Annotated in this window: 20 protein-coding genes, 1 CRISPR repeat array and 2 riboswitches (1 of these 23 cut by a window edge); of the genes, 3 read left to right on the plus strand and 17 right to left on the minus strand. The window is 52.7% G+C overall.

Annotated elements, in window-relative coordinates; genetic code table 11:
* Positions 1 to 335: direct repeats of the CRISPR family, unit length 32 nt; unit sequence ATTTCAATCCACATCCTCGCACAAAGGATGAC (it extends 1,696 nt beyond the left edge of the window).
* Between the two features lie 247 nt (positions 336 to 582).
* The 10 genes from cas7c to E0L13_RS08740 all read right to left on the minus strand — a co-directional run bounded on the left by cas7c (position 583) and on the right by E0L13_RS08740 (position 13,324).
* On the minus strand, positions 583 to 1,485 hold the full coding sequence (cas7c, locus tag E0L13_RS08695; RefSeq protein ID WP_168061818.1) for a type I-C CRISPR-associated protein Cas7/Csd2: 903 nt from the start codon (positions 1,483 to 1,485) through the stop codon (positions 583 to 585).
* A complete protein-coding gene (gene cas8c / locus E0L13_RS08700) occupies positions 1,486 to 3,249 on the minus strand; it encodes a type I-C CRISPR-associated protein Cas8c/Csd1 (RefSeq protein WP_206081598.1) in 1,764 nt (587 codons plus the stop codon).
* Positions 3,246 to 3,905, minus strand: coding sequence for a type I-C CRISPR-associated protein Cas5c (cas5c, locus tag E0L13_RS08705; RefSeq protein WP_168061820.1), 660 nt, complete (start codon positions 3,903 to 3,905; stop codon positions 3,246 to 3,248). Before cas5c ends, cas8c begins: the two co-directional genes overlap by 4 nt.
* A 249-nt stretch (positions 3,906 to 4,154) precedes the next feature.
* A complete protein-coding gene (gene cas3 / locus E0L13_RS08710) occupies positions 4,155 to 6,332 on the minus strand; it encodes a CRISPR-associated helicase Cas3' (protein ID WP_168061822.1) in 2,178 nt (725 codons plus the stop codon).
* Between the two features lie 840 nt (positions 6,333 to 7,172).
* Positions 7,173 to 7,997: an undecaprenyl-diphosphate phosphatase gene (locus E0L13_RS08715; protein ID WP_168061824.1), complete on the minus strand. Its 825-nt coding sequence runs from the start codon at positions 7,995 to 7,997 to the stop codon at positions 7,173 to 7,175.
* Positions 7,998 to 8,023: 26 nt separating this feature from the next.
* Positions 8,024 to 9,589 (minus strand): glycosyltransferase family 39 protein, encoded by a 1,566-nt coding sequence (locus tag E0L13_RS08720; RefSeq protein ID WP_168061826.1) that lies wholly within the window; start codon positions 9,587 to 9,589, stop codon positions 8,024 to 8,026.
* A 1-nt stretch (position 9,590) separates the two neighbouring features.
* Complete coding sequence (locus E0L13_RS08725; protein ID WP_168061828.1) at positions 9,591 to 10,523, minus strand: NAD-dependent epimerase/dehydratase family protein; 933 nt, start codon at positions 10,521 to 10,523, stop codon at positions 9,591 to 9,593.
* A gap of 186 nt (positions 10,524 to 10,709) precedes the next feature.
* Complete coding sequence (locus E0L13_RS08730; protein ID WP_240924702.1) at positions 10,710 to 11,126, minus strand: EamA family transporter; 417 nt, start codon at positions 11,124 to 11,126, stop codon at positions 10,710 to 10,712.
* A 22-nt stretch (positions 11,127 to 11,148) separates the two neighbouring features.
* Complete coding sequence (locus tag E0L13_RS08735; RefSeq protein WP_168061830.1) at positions 11,149 to 11,838, minus strand: response regulator transcription factor; 690 nt, start codon at positions 11,836 to 11,838, stop codon at positions 11,149 to 11,151.
* On the minus strand, positions 11,816 to 13,324 hold the full coding sequence (locus E0L13_RS08740) for a HAMP domain-containing sensor histidine kinase (protein WP_168061832.1): 1,509 nt from the start codon (positions 13,322 to 13,324) through the stop codon (positions 11,816 to 11,818). Before E0L13_RS08740 ends, E0L13_RS08735 begins: the two co-directional genes overlap by 23 nt.
* A 406-nt stretch (positions 13,325 to 13,730) precedes the next feature.
* A riboswitch (SAM riboswitch) is annotated at positions 13,731 to 13,828 on the plus strand.
* 95 nt (positions 13,829 to 13,923) lie between these two features.
* On the opposite strand from E0L13_RS08740, the gene E0L13_RS08745 reads away from it, so the two are divergent.
* Entirely contained in the window at positions 13,924 to 14,967 is a 1,044-nt protein-coding gene (locus E0L13_RS08745; RefSeq protein ID WP_087477462.1) for a methionine ABC transporter ATP-binding protein, read from the plus strand.
* Positions 14,948 to 15,601, plus strand: a complete 654-nt coding sequence (locus tag E0L13_RS08750) for a methionine ABC transporter permease (protein WP_168061834.1) — start codon at positions 14,948 to 14,950, stop codon at positions 15,599 to 15,601. The genes E0L13_RS08745 and E0L13_RS08750 overlap by 20 nt, the downstream gene beginning before the upstream one ends.
* Positions 15,602 to 15,695: 94 nt before the next feature.
* On the opposite strand, the gene E0L13_RS08755 is transcribed toward E0L13_RS08750, so the two are convergent.
* The 3 genes from E0L13_RS08755 to E0L13_RS08770 all read right to left on the minus strand — a co-directional run bounded on the left by E0L13_RS08755 (position 15,696) and on the right by E0L13_RS08770 (position 18,854).
* Positions 15,696 to 15,917 (minus strand): hypothetical protein, encoded by a 222-nt coding sequence (locus E0L13_RS08755; RefSeq protein WP_168061836.1) that lies wholly within the window; start codon positions 15,915 to 15,917, stop codon positions 15,696 to 15,698.
* A gap of 138 nt (positions 15,918 to 16,055) precedes the next feature.
* Entirely contained in the window at positions 16,056 to 16,547 is a 492-nt protein-coding gene (locus E0L13_RS08760; RefSeq protein ID WP_168061838.1) for an aminoglycoside adenylyltransferase, read from the minus strand.
* A 153-nt stretch (positions 16,548 to 16,700) separates the two neighbouring features.
* On the minus strand, positions 16,701 to 18,854 hold the full coding sequence (locus E0L13_RS08770; protein WP_168061840.1) for a UvrD-helicase domain-containing protein: 2,154 nt from the start codon (positions 18,852 to 18,854) through the stop codon (positions 16,701 to 16,703).
* 166 nt (positions 18,855 to 19,020) lie between these two features.
* On the opposite strand from E0L13_RS08770, the gene E0L13_RS08775 reads away from it, so the two are divergent.
* Positions 19,021 to 20,601, plus strand: coding sequence for a DEAD/DEAH box helicase (locus E0L13_RS08775; RefSeq protein ID WP_168061842.1), 1,581 nt, complete (start codon positions 19,021 to 19,023; stop codon positions 20,599 to 20,601).
* Positions 20,602 to 20,675: 74 nt separating this feature from the next.
* On the opposite strand, the gene E0L13_RS08780 is transcribed toward E0L13_RS08775, so the two are convergent.
* The 4 genes from E0L13_RS08780 to E0L13_RS08795 all read right to left on the minus strand — a co-directional run bounded on the left by E0L13_RS08780 (position 20,676) and on the right by E0L13_RS08795 (position 25,547).
* The gene (locus tag E0L13_RS08780; RefSeq protein WP_087477467.1) at positions 20,676 to 21,458 is read right to left on the minus strand and encodes a short-chain-enoyl-CoA hydratase; all 783 of its coding nucleotides are present in this window, start codon (positions 21,456 to 21,458) and stop codon (positions 20,676 to 20,678) included.
* A gap of 143 nt (positions 21,459 to 21,601) precedes the next feature.
* The gene (locus E0L13_RS08785; RefSeq protein ID WP_087477468.1) at positions 21,602 to 22,462 is read right to left on the minus strand and encodes a 3-hydroxybutyryl-CoA dehydrogenase; all 861 of its coding nucleotides are present in this window, start codon (positions 22,460 to 22,462) and stop codon (positions 21,602 to 21,604) included.
* A 278-nt stretch (positions 22,463 to 22,740) separates the two neighbouring features.
* The gene (locus E0L13_RS08790) at positions 22,741 to 24,282 is read right to left on the minus strand and encodes an FGGY family carbohydrate kinase (protein WP_240924703.1); all 1,542 of its coding nucleotides are present in this window, start codon (positions 24,280 to 24,282) and stop codon (positions 22,741 to 22,743) included.
* A 99-nt stretch (positions 24,283 to 24,381) separates the two neighbouring features.
* Positions 24,382 to 24,518: riboswitch (FMN riboswitch) on the minus strand.
* 129 nt (positions 24,519 to 24,647) lie between these two features.
* On the minus strand, positions 24,648 to 25,547 hold the full coding sequence (locus E0L13_RS08795) for a LysR family transcriptional regulator (RefSeq protein ID WP_095629651.1): 900 nt from the start codon (positions 25,545 to 25,547) through the stop codon (positions 24,648 to 24,650).
* Positions 25,548 to 25,656: the final 109 nt, after the last annotated feature.

Genomic DNA, 25,656 nt, shown 5'->3' on the forward strand with positions numbered 1-25,656 from the left:
TGAGTCCTAAGAAGAAATCTATTTATTGTAATGATATTTCAATCCACATCCTCGCACAAAGGATGACCCTGTCAAAACGGCTGCGAGGAATATTAGCTCGAGATTTCAATCCACATCCTCGCACAAAGGATGACGTCGTTGCATCGGTTGTCGGCTTGATAAATCTCGGATTTCAATCCACATCCTCGCACAAAGGATGACATGCTAATGGGGGTGCTGCATCCACCAAGATACTCATTTCAATCCACATCCTCGCACAAAGGATGACTCGAGTTTCGCGTACACGCCGATTTCTTTCGCATAATTTCAATCCACATCCTCGCACAAAGGATGACCGCTACATATAGTATACCACAGTTTTTCATACAGCAAATATAGATATCTTTATGCAGCATACTTGCTTCTGGCCATAACAAATGGCCGCAAAGTTTAATACCATTAAAGGTTTTGAGTGCGAATGCACTGGAGAAATAGCCCATGCTTTACATTCGCACTCTTACCTGCTACGTTCTTATGCGCTAGGCCTTATTCCTTTGCCACTGCAAGAGTGCACTTTTTACTATCATTGAATCTGCTGGTTCCTTATATCATTCGCATACAGGTTACGCCTGCCGGCACTTTATCTTCATGCACGCACACTTCATAGTCATCATATGAGCGCGGAACGACTTCATCAGATTTTTTTTGAACTGAAACGGTTTCAAACAGCTTATGGGCCGGCGCATTTCCCAATTCGCTGTCGTGTTTAAATACGATGAGCTCCCGTACAGTCATCTTGCCGCGAGCTGCCGAATGATCGTGCTCAAACATATTGATAATGCTCGTCCACAGAAGCTTCAAGTCTTCTTCTGTAAATCCCGTCACCCTGCGAGCCAAGTTGGCCGACACGTAGCCCTCAACCTTATACAATCCATAGGGCACAATATATTTTCGGCCCATCGTTCCCGGCGCATCCTTGGCCTCCGCGTCGGCTTCCGTCGTATGCGTGACGCGGGTAATTCCTATTTCCTGCGGAATAATGGGGTCTATGCTTCTGGCAAAGCCAATCTGCACCGGTCCGCGAACCTGTCCGCAATTCAGCGAATTTTTTACAAAGGTCGTCATGACGGCGCCAAAGGTGCGGATGTCATAAAAATTCCGGCACATGAAATCCCGGATTTGCATATCCAGTTCCGGATTATCTTTCTTCAACTTTTTTAATTGATCTTTATTCTTTTGTATCCCCAAAAAATTAAATGCTTCCGTGTCATTTCGCTCTAAGGGAACTCTTTCTTTTACGTAAATTCGGTACCCTTCCTGGTCTTCGCAGGCGATTTCTACGTAATTGCGGATCTTTCGCTTAAGGCAAACATCTGTTACGATGCCGTGTCCCGTTTCCTGATCCATGCGCGGCATATTGCCTGCATCGGGGTCGCCGTTAGGGTTCCCATTCTCCACGTCAAAAAGTATGACGAACTCGTATCTGTTTTTAATTACGTCAGCCATTTATTCTTCCTCCTTACGGTTTGCCAAAAGGACTTCTCGCTGGTGATAATATCCTAAAATGAATTCTCCCTGCTTACTCAGCGATACATGCGTCGGTATGACCTGTTCCCCGCCTGGTAATTTTTTCAGCAAGCTGCAAATCAGGCGGTCCATATCTCTCGCTATTCCGGCTTTTTCTTTTCTTAGTTTTGCCAGATGATGATTGGCCAGCTTCAGCAGTACAGGGAATACAACGGCCGGATAGGTACAAGCCGAATCGAAGTAGCTGTCTTTAATCGTCGTATTGATCTTGGAATCATACTGATATTGCACATATTCCAGTACGGCGAACAATCTCCCCAAAACGTATTCTCTATCTGTCGATGCTTCATTAAGTCCCACAGTCATATTCCTCCCTTTATTTTTTATGAGATAGGCCTTGATACAGGCCGCGCGGCGATAATTCACCTTCCCGGGACCCTGGTCGGCATGAATCCGCAGGATAATCGCCTGATACAAAGCTTCCGGATAGGCCTGATCCGTTAAGATGGCTTGTAAAACGGCTCCGGCCAATGCCGGCGAAACGGTCTTATACTGTGATTTCGGAGATACCGTTTCCTGCAGCAAGACCCAAAGGGGCACGCATTCGCCAGTTTCAAAAAAAGGCTTGACGATCGCCATTCGTTCCATGTGATTGGCAATATGGATCATAAAATCTCCAAATGTCCCGGCCAGGAAACACCGTACGGAAAGGCGGGCTGCGTTAGGAGACAATCCCAGGATATAAAAAGGATTGCTGTATTCCATTCGCAAGCCTTTATAATCAAACCAGCCTTGCCGTTTTATATCGTCGAAAACGCTTCGCAGCACCTTGTCGCTCATCCCTTCTTCATCGGGCCTTTGGGCAAATAGGAATTCGCTGAATGCATTTTGATACGCCTCGCATTGTTTTTCAGCCCAATACACGATCGTCATGTCGCCAATATACTGAGCATTTCGATTCATTTCTCCAGACAACAGATAGTTCAGAGCTGTCGCATAGGCAAAGGCAGCATATTCTGATACGGGAGCATTTACGCCTTGCTCGTCGTCATGACCATAGGACTCATAGGCCGGCGCATTAAAGGAAACCAAGGAAGCGCCGCTGGATTGGGCTCCCCGCACGCCTTTGATGCTTGGATGCAGTCTGGCAATGGGAGCCTGCTCGCCAGTCACCAGACACTGCATGACGACGGCCTCATCCTGACGCTTCCGCCCGTTCCAGGCCGCCGTTAGTTCTGCGTCCTGCATCACATTACGGCCATTGACGAAGAATATGATGCCGCCGCCTTTGACGAGGCCCTCCCAATGAGCAGCCACGGCTTGATGCTCTCTCGCCGTCTCAGGATTCCACGAAGCAAAAAAACGCTTGATAGCCTCTGCAGCCGTTCCTGAATATGGTCTCAGCAGGTCTTCATGCAGGCGTTTTGCCTGAGCAAAGCACTGCCTCGCCCGTTCCGGCTTAGTCCCGTCGATTCCTAAAAGATAGGCCGCGTTATCGTATAAAAATTGCGGCGCAATGCCGGAAGACCGTTTCAGCGGCTGCGGCACCGTCATCAGCCGAGGCACATCGATTACCTTTTTCCCTCTGGGCCGGGATTCCATCAACGTGTAAACTTGCAGCAGCTGCCCGTCCGTCCCTATATCCAGGGCATAGGAAACGTTTGCCTTGGCCCAGCCCATAGGAGGGACTTTATCTTCTTTTACTAATTGTTCATAATATTGAACTAACGCTTGTAATATCATCGCGGCACCTCGCAGTCCCGAAGGTCCAAGACGCCGTTTTTCAATACGGCGTGAAAAAAGATAGGCTTAATATTCATCGGGTCCGAATAGTCCATGTCATACAGCATATATCCCAAATCCCTTGTCTCATTAGGATAGGCCGTTTGAATTTCCGTACCACCCCATTCCCGAAAATGGGCGGGAAACTCTCTGATCCCAAAGTAAGGTTGATGAAAGCACTGCCCGCGCCGCAGTCTCCGCTTGATGATATCGGAAAATTTCCCGTGGTTGTCGGAAGGATTTGCCTTGTCCGTCAGTTCGAAATGGGCTTTAATGACGTAATGCACATCTTTCAGCATGACAGCAGCCCGCTGCTGCCGATCCTCTGAAGCCGCTAAATACAGGGAACCCTTTTCCTTCTTTATCGCTGCCGAAACCGTCCGGGCATTGATCTTTGACCGCACTTCGTTTTTCTTGACAGCAGCAAATTGGATAGGCTTTAACACATAGATACAGTCTATGATCCATGTCATCCCAGGATGCCAGAAAATGGCCTCTAATATGCCTCGCGCAGCAGATGGCGAGAGAATTTCGAAAGAAACTCTCTCCGCTTTATACTCAGGGCGAGTAAACAGAGCGTATTCCCCCCAAACCTCTACGCTTACTCCATAGCTCATTTTTTCACCTTCTTTTTTCAGTGTTTTACTGTTTAAATTTTAACATCAAATTTACATACAAGTCAATTAATTCCTAACAAAATAATGTACATAGTCCGACACTCTGTAAATAAAAACTAATTTTTGTTATAATAATAACAGTCATTGCATTTTTCAAAATGCAATATGGATTGAAATAGTGTCTTACTGGGACACAAAAATAGGGCAGCTTCGGCTGCCCATTTTTGCTGTATAAAACTAATATGTATGTTACCGGTATATATCCTCTGCAAGCAAACCCATCTGTTCATCGTAAGCTTCTGCATCTGTCAATATGCTGATACCTTCATCTAATATTTCTATTTGCAACCGAGCGCACAGCAGTTCATACGCTGCATTAGGAGAACCGCACGCTGTACGTACCGAATACCGGCCCGCTTCGCGCAGCAGCTCTTTACTCCGTTCGCCATTCCGCAATCGCTCGGCAATATGCATGGCATGTTCATCACGATGAGCAATCAGTACCGCCATGCCTGCGGGCTCAATGATCTTGAACGCATCAGCAACTTGCGCAAAGGGAAGAACTCTCTCTTGGATCAGTTTCATAATCCGATTTTTATCTAATCCATCGCCTTTTATAGTATACAACAGCTCAAAATACGCCCGAACGGCTTCTGGCGAAGTGATATCATCGGCAAAGGCAGAACAAATTCGTTCCGCCGCTTCCCGTTCCTGCCGCATATAGGCAGCCGGCCTGACGTCCTCCGCTTTAAAAGAAAAAACGAAAACGCCCCTTTCTTCAGCCGTCCATTCACCTTCACGGCTGCATCGCCCCGCCGCCTGAATGATACTGTCCAAACCAGCCATTTCCCGATACACATACGGAAAGCTGATGTCAACGCCTGACTCGAGTAATGAAGTGCTGATGACAATGCATCGTTCCCTGCGCCGCAACCGCTCGCGTATTTCCTTCAGCACGGCCATCCTGTGCGCTGGATACATATTTGTCGACAAATGATATATACCTTCCCCCTGCATCTTCCGAAACACCCGGCGGGCCGTCTTTTTAAGATTTACAGTACACAGAGCCTGATGATGTGTTTCTAATGCCGCGGCCAATTCCTTGACCGACATAGCTTTAGGCATAACTCGTATCGCTACTCGCTGCCCCAAAGGATTCATTTCCCTGCTTTGACCATAAATTTCCTGAATATGCCTGCCGCCAAAAAACTGCTGCCACGGCGGCTGCGTAGCCGTACACAATACGGCAGCGCATGTATATCTTGCCGTCAGCTCGTTGATGCACTGCATGCACGGTTTCAGAAATCCGACAGGTATCATCTGCGCTTCATCAAACACGATTACGCTGTCCGCTATATTGTGAAGCTTCCGGCATTTAGACGGCTTGTTATGAAACAGGGATTCAAAAAACTGCACGTTAGTCGTCACGATAACAGGCCCGTCCCAATTTTCTGCGGCTAGCCGCTTCATCGTACTGCTTTCGTCTGCATCATCATACATGACGTTCATATGATGTTCTATGACGTTCTTCTCTCCCAACATGTCTTTGAACACGGCGGCATTTTGCTCGATGATGCTCGTATAAGGAATCACATAAATGATGCGCCGTTTTTTCATCCGGCAAGCGTAGTGCAGCGCAAAGGCCATAGAGGAAATCGTCTTGCCTCCGCCCGTCGGGACCGTCAACGTATACAACGTATCGGCAGCCGCTTCGCCCATAGCGATACATTGACGCAGCACGTCTGTACGCTTGCGCTGAATTTCTGTATGCTGTGATTTCAAAAACTTCTGTATATAAGCATCCAATCGCTCCTTCAGCGTATCTAATCGGTCAAACATATCCGTTTCAGCAGCTTGGCGTCCCTGCATAAAGGCTGCCGTATCTAAAAAGTCCGCATCGACCAGACAGGAAAACAGCATGCGCGTGTAAAACATGGCGTTAAATGCCGACCTTTGTATTTCTTCACATACGTCCGTCGATGCTGCGGCCTGGGGCTTAGGAAAATCCTGCCTATAGGCCTGGTAATCGGGAATATCGTCGGGAACTTCTTTTTTCATTCTTCCTAAAAAGGTCCCGTCATATTTGCTGCTGACGCGGCTGCCCCCGTCGAGCAGACCGCTGTGATGTCCCGCTACGCACACAGCCTCCGGAAATAAGCCGGCTTGATACAATTCTTTCGCACCGGCCGTCGAATGATCGTACGGACGCCCCTGGCCCGTCTCCATACGCCGCTGCACCGGCTCTGCGTATTTTCCGACATCATGATAGGTACCCGTTATCCGTCCAGCTTTCCCTGCGCCAAAAGCATCGGCAAATGCTTCGGCGATTTTTCCGACGTTCTCTAAATGAACGGGCAACGGCTGTACTTCTCCCGTCTCTTGATTTTTATGCCCAATGAATTTCTTTGTGCTGTCTTTATTGTCCATGCACAGTCTCCCATGAATAGTAAATTTTAGTATCAACTAAAGAAATATTCCGTAAAGGAATGCGGCATTCCTATCTGACAAATCAAGCAGTTCAAACCATATTTTTGTACGAAAAGTGACCAATCTTTGCCCAGCACCATTTATGGTCTACGAGATTTCAATCTACACCCTCGTACGAGAAGTGACGTAAGCGCTTCTCTGAGATACCACCGATTAAACTTATTTCAATCCACACTCTCGTACGAAAAGTGACGAAACGCCATCGCCGACCAAAACAGAAGCATTAACATTTCAATCCGCACCTTCGTACGAGAAGGGCCACACGGAGATTTTCAATCTGCTAAACTATATTACAATTTCAATCCACACCTTCGTACGAAAAGGGACCGCTACATTTAATATATCATGAAAGCTACTTTAGCAAATGTAGGTATTGGCAGCTATATACGGCACTGCATACCGTTTTTCCGCATCAACAAACAGCAATATTTCCATACATTTTAGTGCGAAACCAAGGGAAAACTGCCGCATGCTTTCGATTCGCACAGGCTGCATTTGTTTTCCCACTATTCGCATTCTTATCTTTATTATACCAGATGAAGCCTGCCTATCGTTTATTTTTATCCTTGCTTATGCCGTACTATGTCCTATCCAATTCGCCATCACGGTATGCTTCCCCAAATTCCCTGCGTTCTTGGCAAACTACTACGGAGTAAATATTACTGTATAAAATGGCGGCAATGTATGGTTCTATACGATAGATAAACTGATGAAACACATCGAAAGCAACGGGTATCGCCGCTTCCTCCATTAGACAGAAACAAGCTGCCTGAAATCGTATCATCCAAAGAAATACACGGCAGCTAAGGCGGCGATGATAAACCGGTAGACGGCGAAGGTGGTCAGTGTCGAGCGGTTCAGGAAGTTCAGGAACCAATAGACCGATGCGTAGGACACGGCGAAGGCGACAAAGAAGCCGATGGTGATCATGTCGAAGTCGTTGTCCGTCAGGACGTACATGTTTTTCAGCAAGTCGTAGAAGCAGGCGGCCATCATGACCGGCACGGCCATGATAAAGGAAAAGTCTGCCGCCGCCTTGCGGCCGACGCCGAGGAACAGGCCGCCGGAGATGGTCGAGCCGGAGCGGGAAAAGCCCGGCCACAGGGCGAGGATTTGAAACAGGCCGATGCCGAAGGCCTGGGCGATGGTGAGCTTGTCCACATTGTCGCACAGCGTCTTTCGATGGGCTTTTTCGGCCAGCACCATGAATACGCCGCCGGCGACGAGGCCGATGAGGACCGTTTCTACGGAAAATAGATAGGTCTTGATAAAGTGATGGAGCAAATACCCTACGGGCAGGACGGGAGCCGCGCCGGCGGCGATGTGAACCAGCGTCAGGCCCGTATCGGAGCGCCGCCAGTTTTCCCACCGCAGCAAGGGCCGCCAGCCGTTGAAATGCAGCATAGTCAGGATTTTTTCTTTGTATATGACCGCTACGGCCATGATGGCCCCTAGCTGGATAAAGACTTCGAACACGCCGGCTCGCATGCCGTCGTAGCCCAGCATATGGCCGACAAGAATCATATGGCCTGTCGACGATACGGGCAGGAATTCCGTCGCCCCTTCGACGATGCCCAGGACGACGGCGATGAGATAATCATACATAACAGCAGCCTCTTTTCTCTCGGATATTATTGGTTTTCATAGATGAGCCAGCGGCCGGCCTTTTTCACGCCGACCCAGTCGCCGGGAATGCCGGCCTTGCGGAAGTTGGCGTCTTCGTTTTCATGGACCAGAAGCAGCACGTGGTCGTGCTGTGCCAAGTCTTCAATCGCCATGAAGGGCATGACGTTCTTGGCGTTCCAGTTGATGCCGCCGGGCAGGGAGTCTTCTATTTCATCGGCCCATTTCAGCCGCTTGGCGTCATAGCCGGAATAATAGGCCAGCGATACGGGATAGCGCCCGCCGTAGACGGCGACGCAGGTACGGCCGTCGGCCATGCGCTGTACGGCCTGGGCGGCATCATAAGCCGACGCCTCCCGGCACAGGGGTACGGCGACGAAGAGGGTCACGATCAGGTAGAAGGCGACGCCAACCGTCGTCAGGACGGCGACGAGGCGCTCATGATGGCGCAGGTACGCAGCAAAGGCGATGGCAACGGGAATCATGTACGGGAACGTATAGGTCATGTATTTCGTAGCCATGCACTGGTAAAACACGAAGACGACGACGGCCCAGGTCACGAGGAATTGTTCCTTCATGGACAGGGAATCTGCCATACGGCGCAGGCCGGCAAGGCCTCCCGTTCTCAAACAAGATCTCAGCTTGTGAACCGGTTTATATTTCTTTGCGGCCAGAGGCAGCGTGAATACCCAGGGAAAGAAGCCCAGCAGGAACACGACCAGATAGTAATACCACACGTCATCGCGGGGATGCTCCGCCACAGTAGCCCGCAGGACGTTGTGGACGCCGATGAACTGGCTGATGAAATCACCGCCGTGCATCATGTACATGGGTACGTACCACAGGCCGGCGATGACGAAGAACAGCAGCAGCCCCGATCCCAGCTTGATGTGCAGGAAAACAGATTTGAAATCTCTCCGCCACAGTAAAAACAGGACGATAATCAGCCCCGGCAGGACGAGGCCTACAGGCCCTTTCGTCAGGACGGCCAGGGCGGCGCAGGCATAGGCTCCATAATACAGGCGCGGCCGCCCTTCACTGTAGGCGAGATAAAACAGCATGAGCGTCGCCGAAAAGAAGACGAACAAGGTCATATCCGTAATGACGGCGTGGGAAAGGTAAAAGTATTCCAGCGATGTCACGAGGACCAAAGCCGCGACGAAGCCCGTCTTTTTGTCGTACAGGCGCGACGCGAAGCCATAGGCCATGACGACGCCGATGAGGCCGAAGACGGATGGGAAAAAGCGGGCGGCAAATTCCGTCGTGCCGAACAAGGAAAAAGCGGCCATGAGCTCCCAGTAAAACAAGACGGGCTTGTCGTACCAGTAATTGCCGAAAATGCGCGGCGAAACGTAATCGCCTGCCTGCAGCATTTCCATCGCCGTCAGGGCGTAATTCGATTCGACAGGGTCGGTAATTTTGATCAGGGCGTTGCCTGTAAAGCAGACGAGGACGGCCGCAGCCAGCAGGATCGGAACGTATCCTATGTCGTCCAGCAGCCGCTGCAGCAGGTTCGGCGCAGCAGCCGGCGCGGCGTTCAGCAAGCGTTCTTCACTGCGATGTAAGCATTCCATCTCATCGTCCCCCTTGTCCCGCAGCATACTGATATGTCAGGATAATGCCGTCTTTCAGTTTCATGTACGGCTCCCAGCCCAGAAAGCGGCGGGCTTTTTCATTCGATAATACGGAGCGGTATATATCGCCGCTCCGCGTCCTGGCAAAATTCGGCGTCAGCTCTTTACCCGAAGCGCGGCGCAGCTCGGCCAGTACGTCCAGGAGCGACGATTCCCGGCCTGTGCTCAAGTGGTATACTTCGTCGGCCTGCTCCGTCGTCAAGGCGCAGACGATGCCGTTGGCAATATCGCCGACGTAGATGTAATCCCGCGACTGGCTGCCGTCGCCGTAGACCGTAATGTCCAGGTCGCAGGCCGCCCGTTTAGCGAATACGTTGACGACGCCGCCTTCGCCGCTGACCTCGGCCCGTTCGCCGTAGACGTTGGCAAAGCGCAGGATGACGTAATCCAGTCCATACCACTTGTGATACAGGCGCAGGTACGACTCGATGGTCGCCTTGCTCAGGCCGTAAAAGGATAAGGGCGACAGCCGATAGTCTTCCGACAAAGGCAGGTCTGTTTCCGGCGGGTCGCCGTATACGGCTGCCGACGAGGCGAAGACGACGCGCTGCACGCCGGTCTTGCGGGCGCATTCCAATACGTTGACCGTGCCCATGATATTGTCCCTCGTGTCGCCGTAGGGGTCCTTGATGGACACGTCGACGCGGGTCTGGGCCGCCAGATGGACGACAGCTTGAAACCGCCCTCGGTCCATGACGTCGAGCAGCATCGGGCTGTTGATATCCAGGCAGACGAAGCCGGCTCCTTCGGGCACGTTCGTCCGCAGGCCGCCGCGCAGGTCGTCGACGACGAGGACGTCGTGCCCCATAGACAGCAGCTTGCGTACGAGATGCGAACCAATAAAGCCGGCTCCGCCGGTGACGAGTACTTTCATAATGCTCCCTCTTTCTCCTAATAATTCAGGTCTTTATCATTTGTCCCAAGTATAGGAGGAGAAATTAAACAAAATTTGAACGAAGGACTACGAAAGCATAAACAGAGGGTAAAGAAATTTCCCGGAACATAAACGCAAAAAACTGCCGCGCCGAAGCACGACAGTTCTCACATATGCCATATGCAGTTATAGTACCATGAGCAGCGTCCCTATGGTGATGAAGGCCGCGCCGGCGACGACCTTTAGTGTCGCCGTTTCATGAAACAGGAGGAAGGCCAGGAGCAGGGTAATGACGACGCTCAGCTTGTCGATGGGCACGACCTTGGACACGTCGCCCAGCTGCAGGGCCTTGTAGTAGCAAAGCCACGACGCCCCCGTCGCCAGGCCCGACAGGATGAGAAAGAGCCAGCCCTTCCGGCTGATGCCGCCGAAACCGTCCCAGTGTCCCGTCAAGGAGACCATGCCGAAGGCCATGACTAAAGCCACGGCCGTCCGAATAGCCGTGGCCACATGGGAATTCACGCCTTCGATGCCGATTTTTGCCAGGATAGTCGTCAAGGCTGCAAATACGGCCGATCCCAGAGCTAACAGCGCCCACATCATCCTTCATCTCCCTTTCGGCCTATCATCGCGAGCGGAACCGATAGCCTGCGCCCCACACCGTTTCGATATACTTCGGCTTAGCCGAATCCTTTTCTATCTTGTCGCGGATGCGGTTCACGTGGACCGATACAGTCGCCGTTTCGCCCAGGGATTCTGCGCCCCAGACGCGGTCAAAGAGCGTCTCCTTGCTGAATACCATGTCGGGATTTTTCGCCATAAATAAGAGGAGCTCGAATTCCTTATTAGCCAGGGACACTTCTTTTCCGGCGATGAAAACCCGCCGCGCCGACTCGTCGATTTCCAGGTCGCCGTACTGCAGGACGCTTTTCGACGTCTCCCGGACCGTCAGCCTGTCGTAGCGGGCCAGATGGGCCTTGACGCGGGCGACGAGTTCGTTGGGGCTGAAGGGCTTGACGATGTAATCGTCTGCGCCCAGCCCCAGTCCCCGTATCTTGTCGATGTCTTCCTGCTTGGCCGACACGAGGAGGACGGGGATATTCTTGTACTCCCGGATATGGCGGCAAATCTGAAAGCCGTCTTGGCCGGGCAGCATGATGTCCAGCAAAATCAAATCGAAGGGCTGCCGCAGGGCCTGCTCCTGCCCCTTGATGCCGTCGGTCTCGATGGACACGGCAAAGCCGTTGGCTTCCAGATAGTCCTTTTCCAATTCGGCAATGCCTTTATCGTCTTCAATGATCAATATGTATTTCATCGTCAGTTCCTTCCTTCCGTATAGGCAATTCGATACAAATGGTCAGTCCCTTGGGCTGGGTCTGCTCGGCCCAAATCTTCCCCTTCATTTCATCGATGATCTGCTTGGCTACGGCCAGTCCCAGGCCGCTTCCCTTAGCCACGTCGCTGCGGGCCTTGTCGGTCCGGTAAAACGAGTCGAACAGCTTGGGCAGGTCGTCTGCGCCTACGCCCCGGCCGTCGTCGGCAAAGGTCAGCCGCACGGCGCTGTCTCCGGCAGCGTCTAGTGATATGTCCAAATGGCCTTCATCACCGTCTTTATATTTCACGCTGTTGCCAATGATATTTTCCACGACCCGCTGGAAATGGGTCCGGTCCATAGATACGACTGCCGTATCCACAGACGCCGTATAGGAAATGTCCAGACCCTGTCTGCGGAAATGCTCGGCCTGCTCGCCCGTGTAGTCTTCCAAATAGCCGCACAGGTCTACGTTTTCCCAGCAGAATTCTACCTGTCCCAGGTCAAACTTGGAAAAGAGGAACAGCGTCCGCACCAGGCGGGTCATCATCTTCGACGTGTCGATAATCATGGTCAGGTAATGGCTGCGCTTTTCCGGCGTATTGGCAATGCCGTCGCGCAGGCCGCTGGCGTAGCCTTCGATGCGGGTCAGGGGCGTCGCCAGGTCGTGGGAAATGCCGGCGATGAGCTCCTTGCGGTTTCTGTCGTAGGCATCTCTCATTTCCCGCGATGCCTTCAGTTCCCGGCGCATCGTCTCAAAGGCCCGGCAGGTCTGGCTGATTTCGTCGTTTCCGTCGGCGACGACGGGGTGGTCCAGATTGCCCCGGCTGATGTCTTCGGCGATGTTCCGCATCTCCTCTACGGGCCGGACGATTTGCCGGGCCAGCAGGCGCGCTAAGAAAAGCCCTACGGCAATCGTCACGAGGACCGCTAATACGGCTAAGACGACAAAGGCGACCTTCACGATATTCTTCGAGCTGAGGTCCCAAATGCCGCCGTGCTTGCGCAGTTGTACCGGCCCGATGACGGCTACGGCTACGCCCGTCTCAGGCGACGTATAATGGAAGGCGATGCCTTCGTCCGACCAGTTGAGGGCCGCGCCGCTGCCCGGGCTGCGCCGGTACGCCTCGCCGATCGTCGCCCAGGGATCAGTATACTCCGTCGCATACAGGATTCGTCCTTGCTGGGAAATCGCTACGGTAAGGCCCTGATCCTCCAAGTGGTCGCTCGTCTGCATGAGCCGGCCCATGCCTCCGGTATACCAGTCGGCGCGGACACAGAGGCGGCTCAGCTCAAACTGCACCGATAAGGTCGGGCCATTGCTCTCCGGCCAGAGAAAGGAAATGGCCGCCGCCCTGTTGATGTTGCCGAAGTGGAGGCCTAAAAAAATAGCGATGCTGACGACGAGAGTAAAGGCCACGGGAATGGCTATCATGACAAAGTTAGACAACAGCAATCGTTTTCCAATAGGTATATCTCTCAGGTTCATCTGTCCTTCTCCCCGCTTTCCTGCCGCATGACGCGCCTTGTCTTTTATTATACCACGCCGCCGCAGATATCTTGATGCGTTCGCAAATATATTCATTACTATGCAGTGTATGCGGAAAAGATAAACAAAAATTAAACGAAGGAAAAATTCTTCATAAAACCTCCGTGCCCTTGTCTTTTCTGCAGCAGGCATCCGATTGATGGGCTTAATACATTTAAAATGCAACTATATTTTTAGAAAAATATTCCGATTTTCCTGTGTATATTCTGCAATTTTACGAAAATCCCAGGCCACAGGCCGCGCCTATTTCTTTTGTTTTCTTATTATTTTACACGGCGAGATACCTCTTGCATTTGACAACACCCGTTCCTTAGTGATAATATGTTAAGCAACAACCAAATATACAAGTTCATCCAGAGCAGCTGAGGGACTGGCCCCATGACGCTGCGGCAACCCCCGTCAGGGAAGGTGCCAATTCCAACGGAGTATTCCGGCAGATGAAGCGACATACACGAAATACCGAGCCGTCATCTGTTTGACGGCTTTTTTAGTTGTACTGCCACCGGGTTGAACTCGTACTGAATCAAGGAGTTGATATTGTGATAAAACTGGAAAACATTACCAAAACCTACGACGGCAAGGCCCAGGTCCACGCCCTCAAAGGCGTCAACCTGACCATTGAAGACGGCGAAATCTTCGGCATTATCGGCAAGAGCGGCGCCGGCAAATCGACCCTCGTCCGCTGCATCAACATGCTCGAACGGCCGACGAGCGGCAACGTCATCATCGACGAAAAGAACCTGACGAACATGACCGACGCCCAGCTGCGGGCGGAACGCAAGCATATCGGCATGATATTTCAGCATTTCAACCTGCTCTCGTCGCGGACGGTCTTCGACAACATCGCCTTCCCCCTGGAGCTCATCGGCGCATCGAAGGAAGCCATCCAGAAAAAAGTCGCCGACCTTTTGGAATTAGTCGGACTGACGGACCGGCAGTTCAACTACCCGGCCCAGCTGTCGGGCGGCCAGAAGCAGCGCGTCGGCATCGCCCGGGCTCTGGCCAGCGACCCGAACATCCTCCTGTGCGACGAAGCCACGTCGGCCCTGGATCCGCAGACGACGAAATCCATCCTCGAGCTGCTCAAGGACATTAACCAGCGCCTGGGCATTACCATTGTCATCATCACCCACGAAATGGCAGTCATCAAGGAAATCTGCAACCGCGTTGCCGTCATTGAGGGCGGCGTCATCAAGGAAGCAGGCCGCGTCGTCGACGTCTTTACCAATCCCCAGTCCCAGACGATGAAGGACTTCGTCAAATCGGTCATCAACATGGAACTGCCCGCAGGCATCGCCAAGATGGGCATTACGGATCAGCCTGCGCCGGGCTACGATATGCTCGTCCGCCTGCGCTTCAAGGGAGCGGCTACGAACGAACCCGTCGTCGCATCGGTCGTACAACGCTTCCACACCTACGTCAGCGTGCTCTACGGCAATATCGACTACATTCAGGACGAACCTTTCGGCTATCTCATCGTCGTCATCATGGGTTCTATGGAACAACAGGCAAAAGCATTTGAATATATCAAAGAATTACCTATTGGAAGCGAGGTTTTAGGATATGTCCCAAGAAATCATTAATTTAATGCTCCAAGGCATTCAGGAAACGGTCTTCATGGTCGCCGTTTCCACGGTCATCGCCGCTATCATCGGTATTCCCCTCGGCATTACGCTGGTCACGACCAGCCGGGGCCATATTCTGGAAAACCGCTTTATCAATCAGATACTGGGCACCATCGTCAACATCATCCGCTCGATTCCCTTTATCATCCTCATGGTCGCCATCATTCCTCTGACCCGCATCATCGCCGGCACGTCCATCGGCACGACGGCGGCCTGCGTGCCCCTGACCATCGTGGCCATTCCCTTTTTGAGCCGCCTCGTTGAAACGTCTATCCGCGACGTCGACTTCGGCCTCGTCGAAGCCGCGGAATCCATGGGCGCCACGCCCTTCCAGATCATCCGCAAGGTCCTCATTCCCGAAGCCCTGCCGACGATCATCAACAACATTACGGTCCTCGTCGTCAACCTCATCGGCGCCTCGGCCATGGCCGGCGCAATCGGCGGCGGCGGCCTCGGCGACATCGCCATCCGCTACGGCTACCAGCGCTTCCGCGCCGACGTCATGCTGGCGACGATTATCATCCTCATCGTAGGCGTCAACCTCATCCAGGCCTGCGGCGACTTCGCCTCGCGCAAGAAAAATAAAAAATAAGCAGATATGACAAACCCAGACCGCAGCAGAACCTGCCATGGTCTGGGTTATCTTTATGCAGCGCCGAATGTGACATAGGCGACGCACCGGCCATTCATCCGGGATTCGCAGTCTGAACAAGGAGCTGGACGGCAGCCGGGAACCCTTCCTGACCCGCGGCGAACCCATGGCCGCTGAGGCCGTCGACGTATTGGGAGCCTAATTTCCCAGGCCGCTCGCAAAGATAATCACGACGTAAAAAAAACAACATATCCGTCAAAAAGCTGCTGGAAAGCGCATCACCTACCTTTCCCAGCAGCTTTTTCATTCCCGTCATAGAAATATTCGCCATGCCGTATGTATAGAGCAACAATACTAACCAACCAGATCACAGGCAAGGGATAGGTAAATACAGGAATCCGCATATGATTGGCATTAAGAAAAATAAAATATATCTTAAGAAGTTGCCTCCATGCTATTTTGATAAACTTTCAAGAATGGAGATATCATGCATATCTTTATCTCGTAATTCATACCCTGAATGGAAAACTTTTTGCCCTTTTAAGGATGTACAGGGAATTGTTTTCCCTTCAAAAAAAGCGAAACCAAAGTAGTCTTTTTCAAATTCATACCAACCTCCCTCCAAATTCGCTTGTTTTGAAGTCCCATCCTCATTTAAAACAAAGGGATGAATGTCTAAGTAACCACGCTCATCACTATATAATTCTATCCTAACAGGACTCCAGTCCGTACTAATCGTATAGCCCAGATTTAAAAGCACCTCTAATAACTCTTCCGTATATTGGGCATCAAAATTTATATCTATATCTCTATGAATTCTTGTTTGTCTACCTGCTAAAACATCTACACCCCATCCACCGTCCAACCAATATGCAATTCCAATTGTGTCAAATATATCTATTACTTTCATTAAATCTTCTTTTGTTGCTATGTCTTTATTACTCATAATAAAATTACCTCCATAAATTCCAATTTATATGTTGAGATTCGTTACGACATGCTTTAAGTAGACAGTCTCCCTATCTCCCGTACGGGGATAGATTTTTTCCGGGTTCATAGGCGTATTCCTTCTTTCTTCTGCAACAACCCTTTCCCTGAGTTACAGGGCTTCCAGCTTCACGCGGAACGAAATCATCCGCGCCGTATCCATGGCATCGAACTGCACGACGTAGGCTTGCCGGTCTATATCGGCGTCGATGACAGTCCCCTCGCCGAAGACGGCGTGCCGTACCCGCTGGCCCGAAGCAAAGGGCCTTTCGCCTTCCCGGTCGGGCCAGTATTTTCCGCTGTACTCGATGTAGTCCCGAGTCGCCCGGACGAGGCTGTCCGGCGGCGGATTGTCATAGGCCAGCACTTCCGGGCCCATATCCAGAATAAACCGCGACGGATAGCGGACTGCACCGTCGAAGTGCTGCCCGTCCGCTTCGGACAAATACAATCCCTTTTCAGCCCGCGTCAGGGCTACGAAGGCCAGCCGCCGCTCTTCCTCCATAGCCTGCATCGTCCGCACCTTCCGCGACGGGAAAATGCCTTCGTTCAGGCCGCACAGGAACACGTAGGGAAATTCCAGCCCCTTGGCAGCGTGAACCGTCATGAGCTTGACCTTATCGTCATCCGGCGCGGCGTCGGCGTTGGTAAGCAAGGCCACGTGGGATAAATAATGCTCCAACGTGACTTCCTCACCGCACGTCGTTTCATACTCGTACACGGCCTGCTTGAGCTCGGCCAGGTTGTCCAGCCGCTCCTGGCTGCCTTCGGTGCGAAGGGCTTTCTCGTAGCCGCTGGTATCAAGGATTGCCGACAGGACCTCCGACACGGGCCGGCCCTCGTATTCAGCGGCAAAGGACTCGATGAGATCTACGAACTGGCGGGCCTTCGTCCCCTTAAACAGGCCGTCATCCATCGTTTCGACCAAGGCTTCATAAAGAGAACAGCCGCGGGCGTCGGCGTATTCCTGCAGAAAGGCCATGCGCCGCTTGCCCAGATTGCGCTTCGGCACGTTGGCGATCCGCCGGAAGGACAAGTCGTCTTTATAGGCGATGATGCGCAAATAGCTGAGGGCGTCCTTGATTTCCTTGCGGTTGAAAAACTGGACGCCGCTGTATATGACGTAGGGTATGTGTTCCTTCAGCAGCGCTTCCTCCACAGTCCGCGTCACGTAATGGGCCCGATACAGGACGGCCATGTCTTTGTAAGGCACGCCGCGTTCGCGCAAGGCCTTCATGCGCCCGGCCATCCACTGCCCTTCATCCTGAGGGCTTTCGGCAAAATGACAGACTACGGCGTCGCCGTCAGGCAAGGTCGGCCGGAGCGACTTGGCCATACGGCACATGTTGTTGTCGATGAGAGAGTTGGCTGCCGCCAAAATCTGAGGCGTCGAGCGGTAATTATCCATCATCAGAATGGTCTTCGTTCCCGGGAAGGCCTTGTCGAATTCGAGGAGATACTTCACGTTGGCGCCGCGCCACGTATAAATCGTCTGGTCCGGGTCGCCGACGATGAATAAATTCTTGTGATAGCCCCACAACACGCTCATGAGCTCGTATTGGAGCAGGTCGATATCCTGAAATTCGTCGATCATGATGTATTCCAGCCGCCGCTGCCATTTCAGCCGGATGTCGTCGTGCTCCTTGAAAATATACAGGGAAAACTTGATGAGGTCGTTGTAATCGAGGCCGAAGCATTTCTTTTCCTGATACAAATAGCCGTAGAAGATGATGTCCGCAGCCGACGAGGCTTCGTCGTACTTCTTTTTCAGCCGCTCCAGAGACATCGTAATCATGTCGGCGTAATATTCCGGTTCCTGGACGAGCTTGCGCATTTCTATCATATCCCGGGCGGCGGAAAAGGTCATATTGCGCAGCGTCAGCCCCCGTTCTTCGTAAATCATCTGGAGCATGGCGTCGATATCGGCATTATCGAGGACGAGAAAATTCTTGGGATACTGGACGGCGTGGCTGTCTTCCTGCAGGACCGATACGCAGAATCCATGGAACGTATTGACGTAGCCCGTGTCGTTGTCGCCTGTCAGGTTGTGGATGCGCCGGCGCATTTCCGCCGCCGACTTGTTGGTAAAGGTGACGCAGAGGATGTGGCCCGGCAAGATGCCCAGCTCGTTGACTAAAAAGGCAAACCGGTGCGACAAGGCCCGCGTCTTGCCCGAGCCGGCGCCGGCGATGACCCGCACGCAGCCCTCCGTCGTCGTCACGGCCTGACGCTGGGCGTCGTTCAGCCCCTGCAGCAAATCCATCATCGTATCCTCCCTTTCTGCGAACATTCGTTTCTTTCATTATAACAGGAATTCCGCCGCCGCTCAATACGAAATCCAGCCATTTCTCCTGCCGCAAAAACGCAGCCCCCCTCTATTCTTTTAATCTATCTAATGATATAATAAATAAGTTATACAAAAGGAGGCATACATGTTAGAAAAATTTCAAACCTTACAAATTAGCGACGTCATTCTCAACGCCTTAAACGAAATGGGCTTTGAAGAACCGACGCCGATTCAGGCAAACGCCATCCCCGTCGCCATGTCGGGCTGCGATATGATCGGCCAGGCACAGACCGGCACGGGCAAAACGGCAGCCTACGGCATTCCCGTATTAGAAAAAATATTAGCGTCCGAGCCGTCGAAGGAAATACAGGCCGTCGTCCTGTCGCCGACGCGCGAGCTGGCCATGCAGGTCGCCGAAGAGCTCAACCACCTGGCCCAATTCACCCACATCCAGGCCCTGCCGATTTACGGCGGACAAGATATGGAACGACAGCTGCGCCGCCTGCGCAAATCGCCGCAGATCGTCGTCGCCACGCCGGGCCGCCTCATCGACCACATGAAGCGCGGCACCATCAGCCTGAGCCATATTTCGACGATCGTCCTCGACGAAGCCGACGAAATGCTGGACATGGGCTTTATCGAAGACATCAACCTCATCATGGCCGCCACGCCCAGCACCCGTCAGACCCTGCTGTTCTCGGCTACCATGCCCAAGCCCATTCAGCAGCTGGCGGAAACCTTCCTCCATGACCCGCAGATCGTCCGCATGAAGGCCAAGGAAGTGACTATCGACCTCATCGAGCAGTCCTACATCGAAGTGCCGGACCGCCAGAAATTCGACATCCTCTGCCGCCTTCTCGACCTGCAGGAGCCGGATTTGGCCATCATCTTCGTCCGTACCAAGCGCCGCGTCGACGAGCTGTCCGAAGCCCTGAAAAAGCGTGGCTATTCCGCCGAAGGCATTCACGGCGACCTGACGCAGGCTAAACGGGACACGGTCATCCGCCAATTCCGCGAAAAGACTATCGATATCCTCGTCGCCACCGACGTCGCCGCCCGCGGCCTCGACATCAGCGGCGTCACCCACGTATTCAACTACGATTTACCCCAGGACCCGGAAAGCTACGTCCACCGCGTCGGCCGTACAGGCCGGGCCGGCCAGAGCGGCGAAGCGACGACCTTCGTCATTCCCCGCGAAATCGACCACCTGCGGGCCATCGAACGGCTCATCAAACGGCGCATCGCCCGCCGCAAGGCCCCGACCTTCTCGGAAGCCCTGGAAGGAGCCCAGCAGGCGGCTATCCGCCGTCTCGTCGCCGCGACAGAAGACGACAACTACAGCATCTACCGGGCCAACGCCGAAGAGCTTCTCACCCACTTCGACTCTGTCGCCCTCCTGTCAGCAGCCATCAAGCTGCTCACGAAGGAGCCGGACACGACGCCGGTCAACATTACGGAAGAAGCGCCCCTGCGCGTCCACCGCTCCCGCCGTCCCTACGGCGACAAAAACCGCCGCCGCGACTATCGTCACGACCGGAACGACCGTTCCGAACGAAACGACCGGAGCGAACGCAGCGGAGACTATCGAAGCGGCAATACGAAACGCCGTCACTTTGCGCCGCGGAAGCAAAACGACAACGCGTCGGGAACGTTCCGCCGCAGCGGAGAAAAGAAGGTCCGCAAGGAACCAAACCGCTCCGTGTTCAAGCCCTATTTTAAAGACTAATTCGCCTATCAAAAAAACCGTACCCTCTGACGAGGATACGGTTTTTTCTTATTCATATGGCAATATCAAGGATATTATTTGCCTGTGAACGTAGCTTTACGTTTTTCAACGAAAGCGCCCATGCCTTCTTTCTGGTCTTCCGTAGCGAAGCAAAGGCCGAATACTTCGTCTTCATAAGCAATACCAGTGATAACGTCGCAGTTGATACCGCGGTTGATAGCTGCTTTGGAGAGCTGTACGGCGATCGGAGCGTTTTTCGCGATCTTCTTAGCCAATGCATATACGGTATCCATCAGTTCTTCCTGAGGAACAACTTTGTTTACGAGGCCGATACGATATGCTTCCTGAGCGTCGATCATGCCAGCCGTGAAAATCAGTTCTTTGCCGTAGCCGCGGCCAACGACACGGGGCAGACGCTGCGTGCCGCCGAAGCCCGGCGTAATGCCGAGGCCAACTTCGGGCTGACCGAATTTAGCGTTTTCAGAAGCATAACGGATGTCGCAAGCGCAGGACAGTTCGCAGCCGCCGCCCAAAGCGAAGCCGTTAATAGCAGCGATAACCGGCTGCGGCATGTTTTCGATTTCCGTAAACGTATCCTGACCGATTTTGCCGAATGCGCGACCTTCAACTGCATTCTTCGTGGACATTTCAACGATATCTGCGCCGGCTACGAAGGATTTGCTGCCGGAACCCGTGATAACGACGACTTTAATTTCGGAATCAGCGGCGATTTTGCCGACGAGGTCTCTTAATTCCGAAACCGTTTCCGTGTTCAGGGCGTTCAGAGCTTTCGGACGATTGATCGTAATCGTTGCAATACCGTTTTCTGCCGAGTAAAGAATGTTTTTGTAGTCCATAATTAGAACCCTCCCAAAATAATATATTCACACGTAGGACGTGCAAACAAGGGGCGTGAATACTCACGCCCACTGCCTGACAAATATAAATCGCTTGAGTTTACATTGCTTGCTTATAGAGTTGTGTTTGTACTGCTCGCCTATTATTTCGTGTAGTCGTAGAAGCCTTTGCCCGTCTTGCGGCCGAGGTAACCGGCGTTGACGTACGTTTTGAGGAGCGGGCACGGACGATATTTCGGATCGCCGAAGCCTTCATAGAGAACTTCCATGATGTGAAGGACAACGTCGTTGCCGATCAAGTCGCTCAAAGCCAAGGGGCCCATCGGATGGTTGAAGCCCAGTTTGCATACGGAGTCGATATCTTCTTTGGATGCTACGCCTTCCATCAAAGCCTGGATAGCTTCGTTGATCATGGGGATAACGACGCGGTTGCCTACGAAGCCCGGGAAGTCTGCAACTTTAACCGGGGATTTGCCGATTTCTTCGGATACTTCTTTGATTTTTGCGAACGTATCTTCAGAAGTAGCGATGCCGTTGATGAGTTCGATCAATTTCATGACCGGAGCCGGGTTGAAGAAGTGCATGCCGATAACTTTGTCCGGACGTTTTGTAGCTGCGCCGATCTGCGTGATGGACAAAGAGGACGTGTTGCTGGCCAGGATCGTGTGTTCCGGGCAGAGTTCGTCTAATTCTTTGAAGATAGCCGATTTGATTTTCAGATCTTCGATAGCAGCTTCAACAACGAGGTCGATGTCTTTCATGTTGTCGGCCGTGCGGGTAACGAAACCGGAAATGCGGCCCATTACGGCGTCTTTTTCTTCCTGCGTCATTTTTTCCTTGCTGACCAATTTCGTCAAGGCTTTATCAATTTTAGCTTTGCCGCCGGCGATGAATTCGTCTTTAATATCATTTAAAACGACTTCGCAACCGTTAACAGCAAATACCTGAGCGATACCGGAACCCATGGTGCCTGCGCCAATAACCATTACCTTTTTACAAAACATGTTAAACTCCTCCTTATTTCGCGTGATTTTTTTCACGAGTTCTTTTCAAAAACTCACGCGCGATATTAAAATAAGTTTCACTGCTTACACTCATAGTATATCACGTTTTCCAAAAAAATCTACCGAAAAAACGCGATTTTTCCAAAAAACTGCATATTATGTATACGTTTTTTTAATACATAAACCATGTCCAATACTTTTATTTCATCATTCGATACCAAAAGCGCCGTTTACTACGTTATATTATGAACGTTGGTCATACCAGATTATGTAATTTTTCACAATTCATTTTTTTGCCCTTCGCCGACATTTAAGGCCTGCAAGATATGGCGTCTTTGTTCGTATTGCCGCCTGTACATGGCCGTGTTGTCCTTATTCGGCATAAAGGTCTTGTGAACGGCGAGCTGCCGCTGGAGAGCCTGCTTGAGGTCGGCAATATCGCCGGCTCCGTAGGCGGCTACGATGCAGTTTGTCGGCACGGCCCCGCCGGCGACGCGCAGCGTCGATACCTGCGTGTCCAGCATGTCAGCCTTGATCTGATTCCACAAATCGTCACGGCTGCCGCCTTCCGTAATGGTCAGGGTCGTCAGGTCGATGCCTGCCGCCCGGTACCGGTCGGTAACTTCCATGTAGTCGTAGCCGATGCCTTCGAGGACGCAGCGCCACATCGCCCCCTGGTCCGAGTCTAGGGTCAGGCCCGTGAAGGTACCGCGCACATGGGGGAAATCGCCGTTGCCGCCCGTCAGGTAGGGAATGAACATCGCCCCGTCGCAGCCGGCCGTATGGCGTGCTGCCAGCACGTCCAGCTCGGCATAGTAGTCGTCGTCTTCGCGGCGGCAAATCGAATCCTTGAACCAGCGCAGGGCCAGTCCGCCGGTCCGCACCATTCCCCAGTAGAAATACGTTCCCGGCAAGGTGCCCGAATTGAAGATGAGGCCGCTGCCCGGTACGGACAATTCAGGAATGATGCCGTCCGTGGCGGCGCAGAACATAGCGCACGTGCCGGCTACGTCGACGGCCTTGCCCGCTTCCAGAATGCCGCTGCCCATCATGGATTCCATCGTATCGCCGGCGCCGGCGCAAATGGGAATACCGGCAGGGAAGCCCGTTTCCAGAGCATCGTCTTCGCAGAGATGTCCAATAATGTCCCAGGGCTTGACGATACGCGGCATGTATTTCTTGTCGATGCCCAGGATGCGCAGCTGCTCATCGGACCACTCCTTGGTCACGACGTTGTAGCCCAGGCCCCAGCCGGACATAGCGCCCCAGTCGATAAAGGCGTCTTCTCCCTGCAATCCGGCCAGATGCATGAGGACGTACGGGCAGTTGTGGACGAACTTGACGCCCTTTTCCTTAAAGGCCGGAATATGCTTCATGAACCAGCGAGCAAACATAGCCGGGAACATGACGTTGGGCTCAGCGTTGCCCGTTTCGGCCGCCCAGATATCCAGCTTGAGTTCTTTCAGCGCTTCTACGTCGTCGGCCGTGCGGCTGTCCAGATAGTTGACGTACGGCGTCACGGCGTTCCCTTCGGCGTCGACGCCGGCGATGCCGCAGATGATGCCGTCGCCCATAATGGCCCGCACTGCCGCTGGGGAAATCCCCTTCTCTTCCAGCTGGCGGCTGCACGACGCCATGCACTGCTTGATGAGGCGGTAATATTCGTCTACGTCCATCTGCACCCAGCCGGGGTGAGGATAATACAGCGTCGTCTTGGCCGTATCCATAGCTACGCATTCCATGTCCTCGCTGTACACGGCGACCTTTACGCTCTGCGTCCCGGCGTCAAATCCCAAATAATATTTCTTTTCCATATCCATTACCTGCCCTTCTATCTTGCGGCAAATCAAAAAAAGGCCGGAATACATCCAGCCTTTTCGCACTTGAGAACGGCACGGCAAACACACCTGTGCCACGCCCGAAGTCTTTTCTCATCCAGACTATACTGTCGGTCCCGGAATTTCGCCGGGTCAGCTCCCTCAGGAGGTTGCGGACTATCACCGCCGGTCAGGACTCTGAAAGGATTTCCCTTTCTCACCTTGCCTCAAAGACTAAATATATTAATGTAAATATATTATGTATTTTTTACATATATATCATACTACGATGGAATGGAAAAAACAAGTAAGACGACGGCAAAAGCAAAGCCCGCCCGGTGAAACGCCTTTGTCCAGACGCCGGTGCCCTATTCACCGCGCTGCGCTCCATAGTGCTCCTGCAGATATACTTCCGTAAACTCGATGAACCGTTCCAGCAGCGGCGACAAGAACTGGTTCTTTTTCCAGACCATGTAGCTGCCGTTTTCGATGAACGGCTTCATAGGGCGCATGCACAAGCCCGGCAAGACCGTGTCGAAGTCCAGCCCCAAGGCCAGGCCGACGCCGTTGTCCGTCAGGACCATCTTGTTGTATGCCGACAGATTCATGTACACGGCCAGGCGCACGTCGGACTGCCATCGCCCCAGCCAGGCTTCGACCTGATTTTTTACGGACAAGCGGGCCGGCATGATGAGGCGCTGCCCGGCCAGATCCTGCGGCTCGACGGCCTCCTTCGCCGCCATGGGATGATCCTGCCGCATCAGCACGGTCCAGCGGTCCTTGAGAGGCATGCGCAGGTAGCTGTACTTGCTCACGTCTACGGGCTCAATGAGTAGTCCGAAATCGAGGGTTCCCTGCTCGATGCGCTCCTTCACGTCGTCGGCAATGCCCGTATACAAGGTAAACTGCACCTCTCCATAGGCCTGCTGAAAGGCCGCCATGACCTTGGCCATAGGCTCCAGATTCTTCGTCTCGCCGCAGCCGATGGCGATTTCGCCGGAAATGACCTCGTCCTGCCGCGACACTTCCTTCGCCGTCTTTTCGGCCAGGTCGACGAGCTCCTGGGCCCGGCGGCGCAGTATCATGCCCTCCTCAGTCAGTATGATGCTGTGCTTGCTGCGCTTGAACAGGGACACACCGAACTCTTCCTCCATCTGCATGAGCTGGCGCGACAAGGTAGGCTGCGTGATGTGCAGCATCTTGGCCGCCTTCGTAATATTCTCTTCTCTGGCAACGACTAAAAAATACTTCAGCACGCGCAGTTCCATGTCCCATTCCCCTTTCGGCAAACATCCCTCGAACCTTGAAGGCCATTCTTAAAATATATACGTAATCGTATCATTTTTCCCCATAAAATTCAATCTTGGAGCTGCTGCA

The organism is Megasphaera sp. SW808, from assembly GCF_012027795.1.
Taxonomy (GTDB): Bacteria; Bacillota; Negativicutes; order Veillonellales; family Megasphaeraceae; genus Megasphaera; species Megasphaera stantonii.

Excerpts from the sequence above, each read along its gene's own strand:
- cas5c (WP_168061820.1), bottom strand. The coding sequence starts at position 3,905 with ATGAGCTATGGAGTAAGCGTAGAGGTTTGGGGGGAATACGCTCTGTTT.
- E0L13_RS08760 (WP_168061838.1), bottom strand. The coding sequence starts at position 16,547 with ATGAGTAATAAAGACATAGCAACAAAAGAAGATTTAATGAAAGTAATA.
- E0L13_RS08770 (WP_168061840.1), bottom strand. The coding sequence starts at position 18,854 with ATGATGGATTTGCTGCAGGGGCTGAACGACGCCCAGCGTCAGGCCGTG.
- E0L13_RS08780 (WP_087477467.1), bottom strand. The coding sequence starts at position 21,458 with ATGGACTACAAAAACATTCTTTACTCGGCAGAAAACGGTATTGCAACG.
- E0L13_RS08750 (WP_168061834.1), top strand. The coding sequence starts at position 14,948 with ATGTCCCAAGAAATCATTAATTTAATGCTCCAAGGCATTCAGGAAACG.
- E0L13_RS08775 (WP_168061842.1), top strand. The coding sequence starts at position 19,021 with ATGTTAGAAAAATTTCAAACCTTACAAATTAGCGACGTCATTCTCAAC.
- E0L13_RS08740 (WP_168061832.1), bottom strand. The coding sequence starts at position 13,324 with ATGAACCTGAGAGATATACCTATTGGAAAACGATTGCTGTTGTCTAAC.
- E0L13_RS08790 (WP_240924703.1), bottom strand. The coding sequence starts at position 24,282 with ATGGATATGGAAAAGAAATATTATTTGGGATTTGACGCCGGGACGCAG.
- E0L13_RS08730 (WP_240924702.1), bottom strand. The coding sequence starts at position 11,126 with ATGATGTGGGCGCTGTTAGCTCTGGGATCGGCCGTATTTGCAGCCTTG.
- cas3 (WP_168061822.1), bottom strand. The coding sequence starts at position 6,332 with ATGGACAATAAAGACAGCACAAAGAAATTCATTGGGCATAAAAATCAA.
- E0L13_RS08715 (WP_168061824.1), bottom strand. The coding sequence starts at position 7,997 with ATGTATGATTATCTCATCGCCGTCGTCCTGGGCATCGTCGAAGGGGCG.
- cas8c (WP_206081598.1), bottom strand. The coding sequence starts at position 3,249 with ATGATATTACAAGCGTTAGTTCAATATTATGAACAATTAGTAAAAGAA.
- cas7c (WP_168061818.1), bottom strand. The coding sequence starts at position 1,485 with ATGGCTGACGTAATTAAAAACAGATACGAGTTCGTCATACTTTTTGAC.
- E0L13_RS08720 (WP_168061826.1), bottom strand. The coding sequence starts at position 9,589 with ATGGAATGCTTACATCGCAGTGAAGAACGCTTGCTGAACGCCGCGCCG.
- E0L13_RS08785 (WP_087477468.1), bottom strand. The coding sequence starts at position 22,462 with ATGTTTTGTAAAAAGGTAATGGTTATTGGCGCAGGCACCATGGGTTCC.
- E0L13_RS08735 (WP_168061830.1), bottom strand. The coding sequence starts at position 11,838 with ATGAAATACATATTGATCATTGAAGACGATAAAGGCATTGCCGAATTG.
- E0L13_RS08795 (WP_095629651.1), bottom strand. The coding sequence starts at position 25,547 with ATGGAACTGCGCGTGCTGAAGTATTTTTTAGTCGTTGCCAGAGAAGAG.
- E0L13_RS08755 (WP_168061836.1), bottom strand. The coding sequence starts at position 15,917 with ATGACGGGAATGAAAAAGCTGCTGGGAAAGGTAGGTGATGCGCTTTCC.
- E0L13_RS08725 (WP_168061828.1), bottom strand. The coding sequence starts at position 10,523 with ATGAAAGTACTCGTCACCGGCGGAGCCGGCTTTATTGGTTCGCATCTC.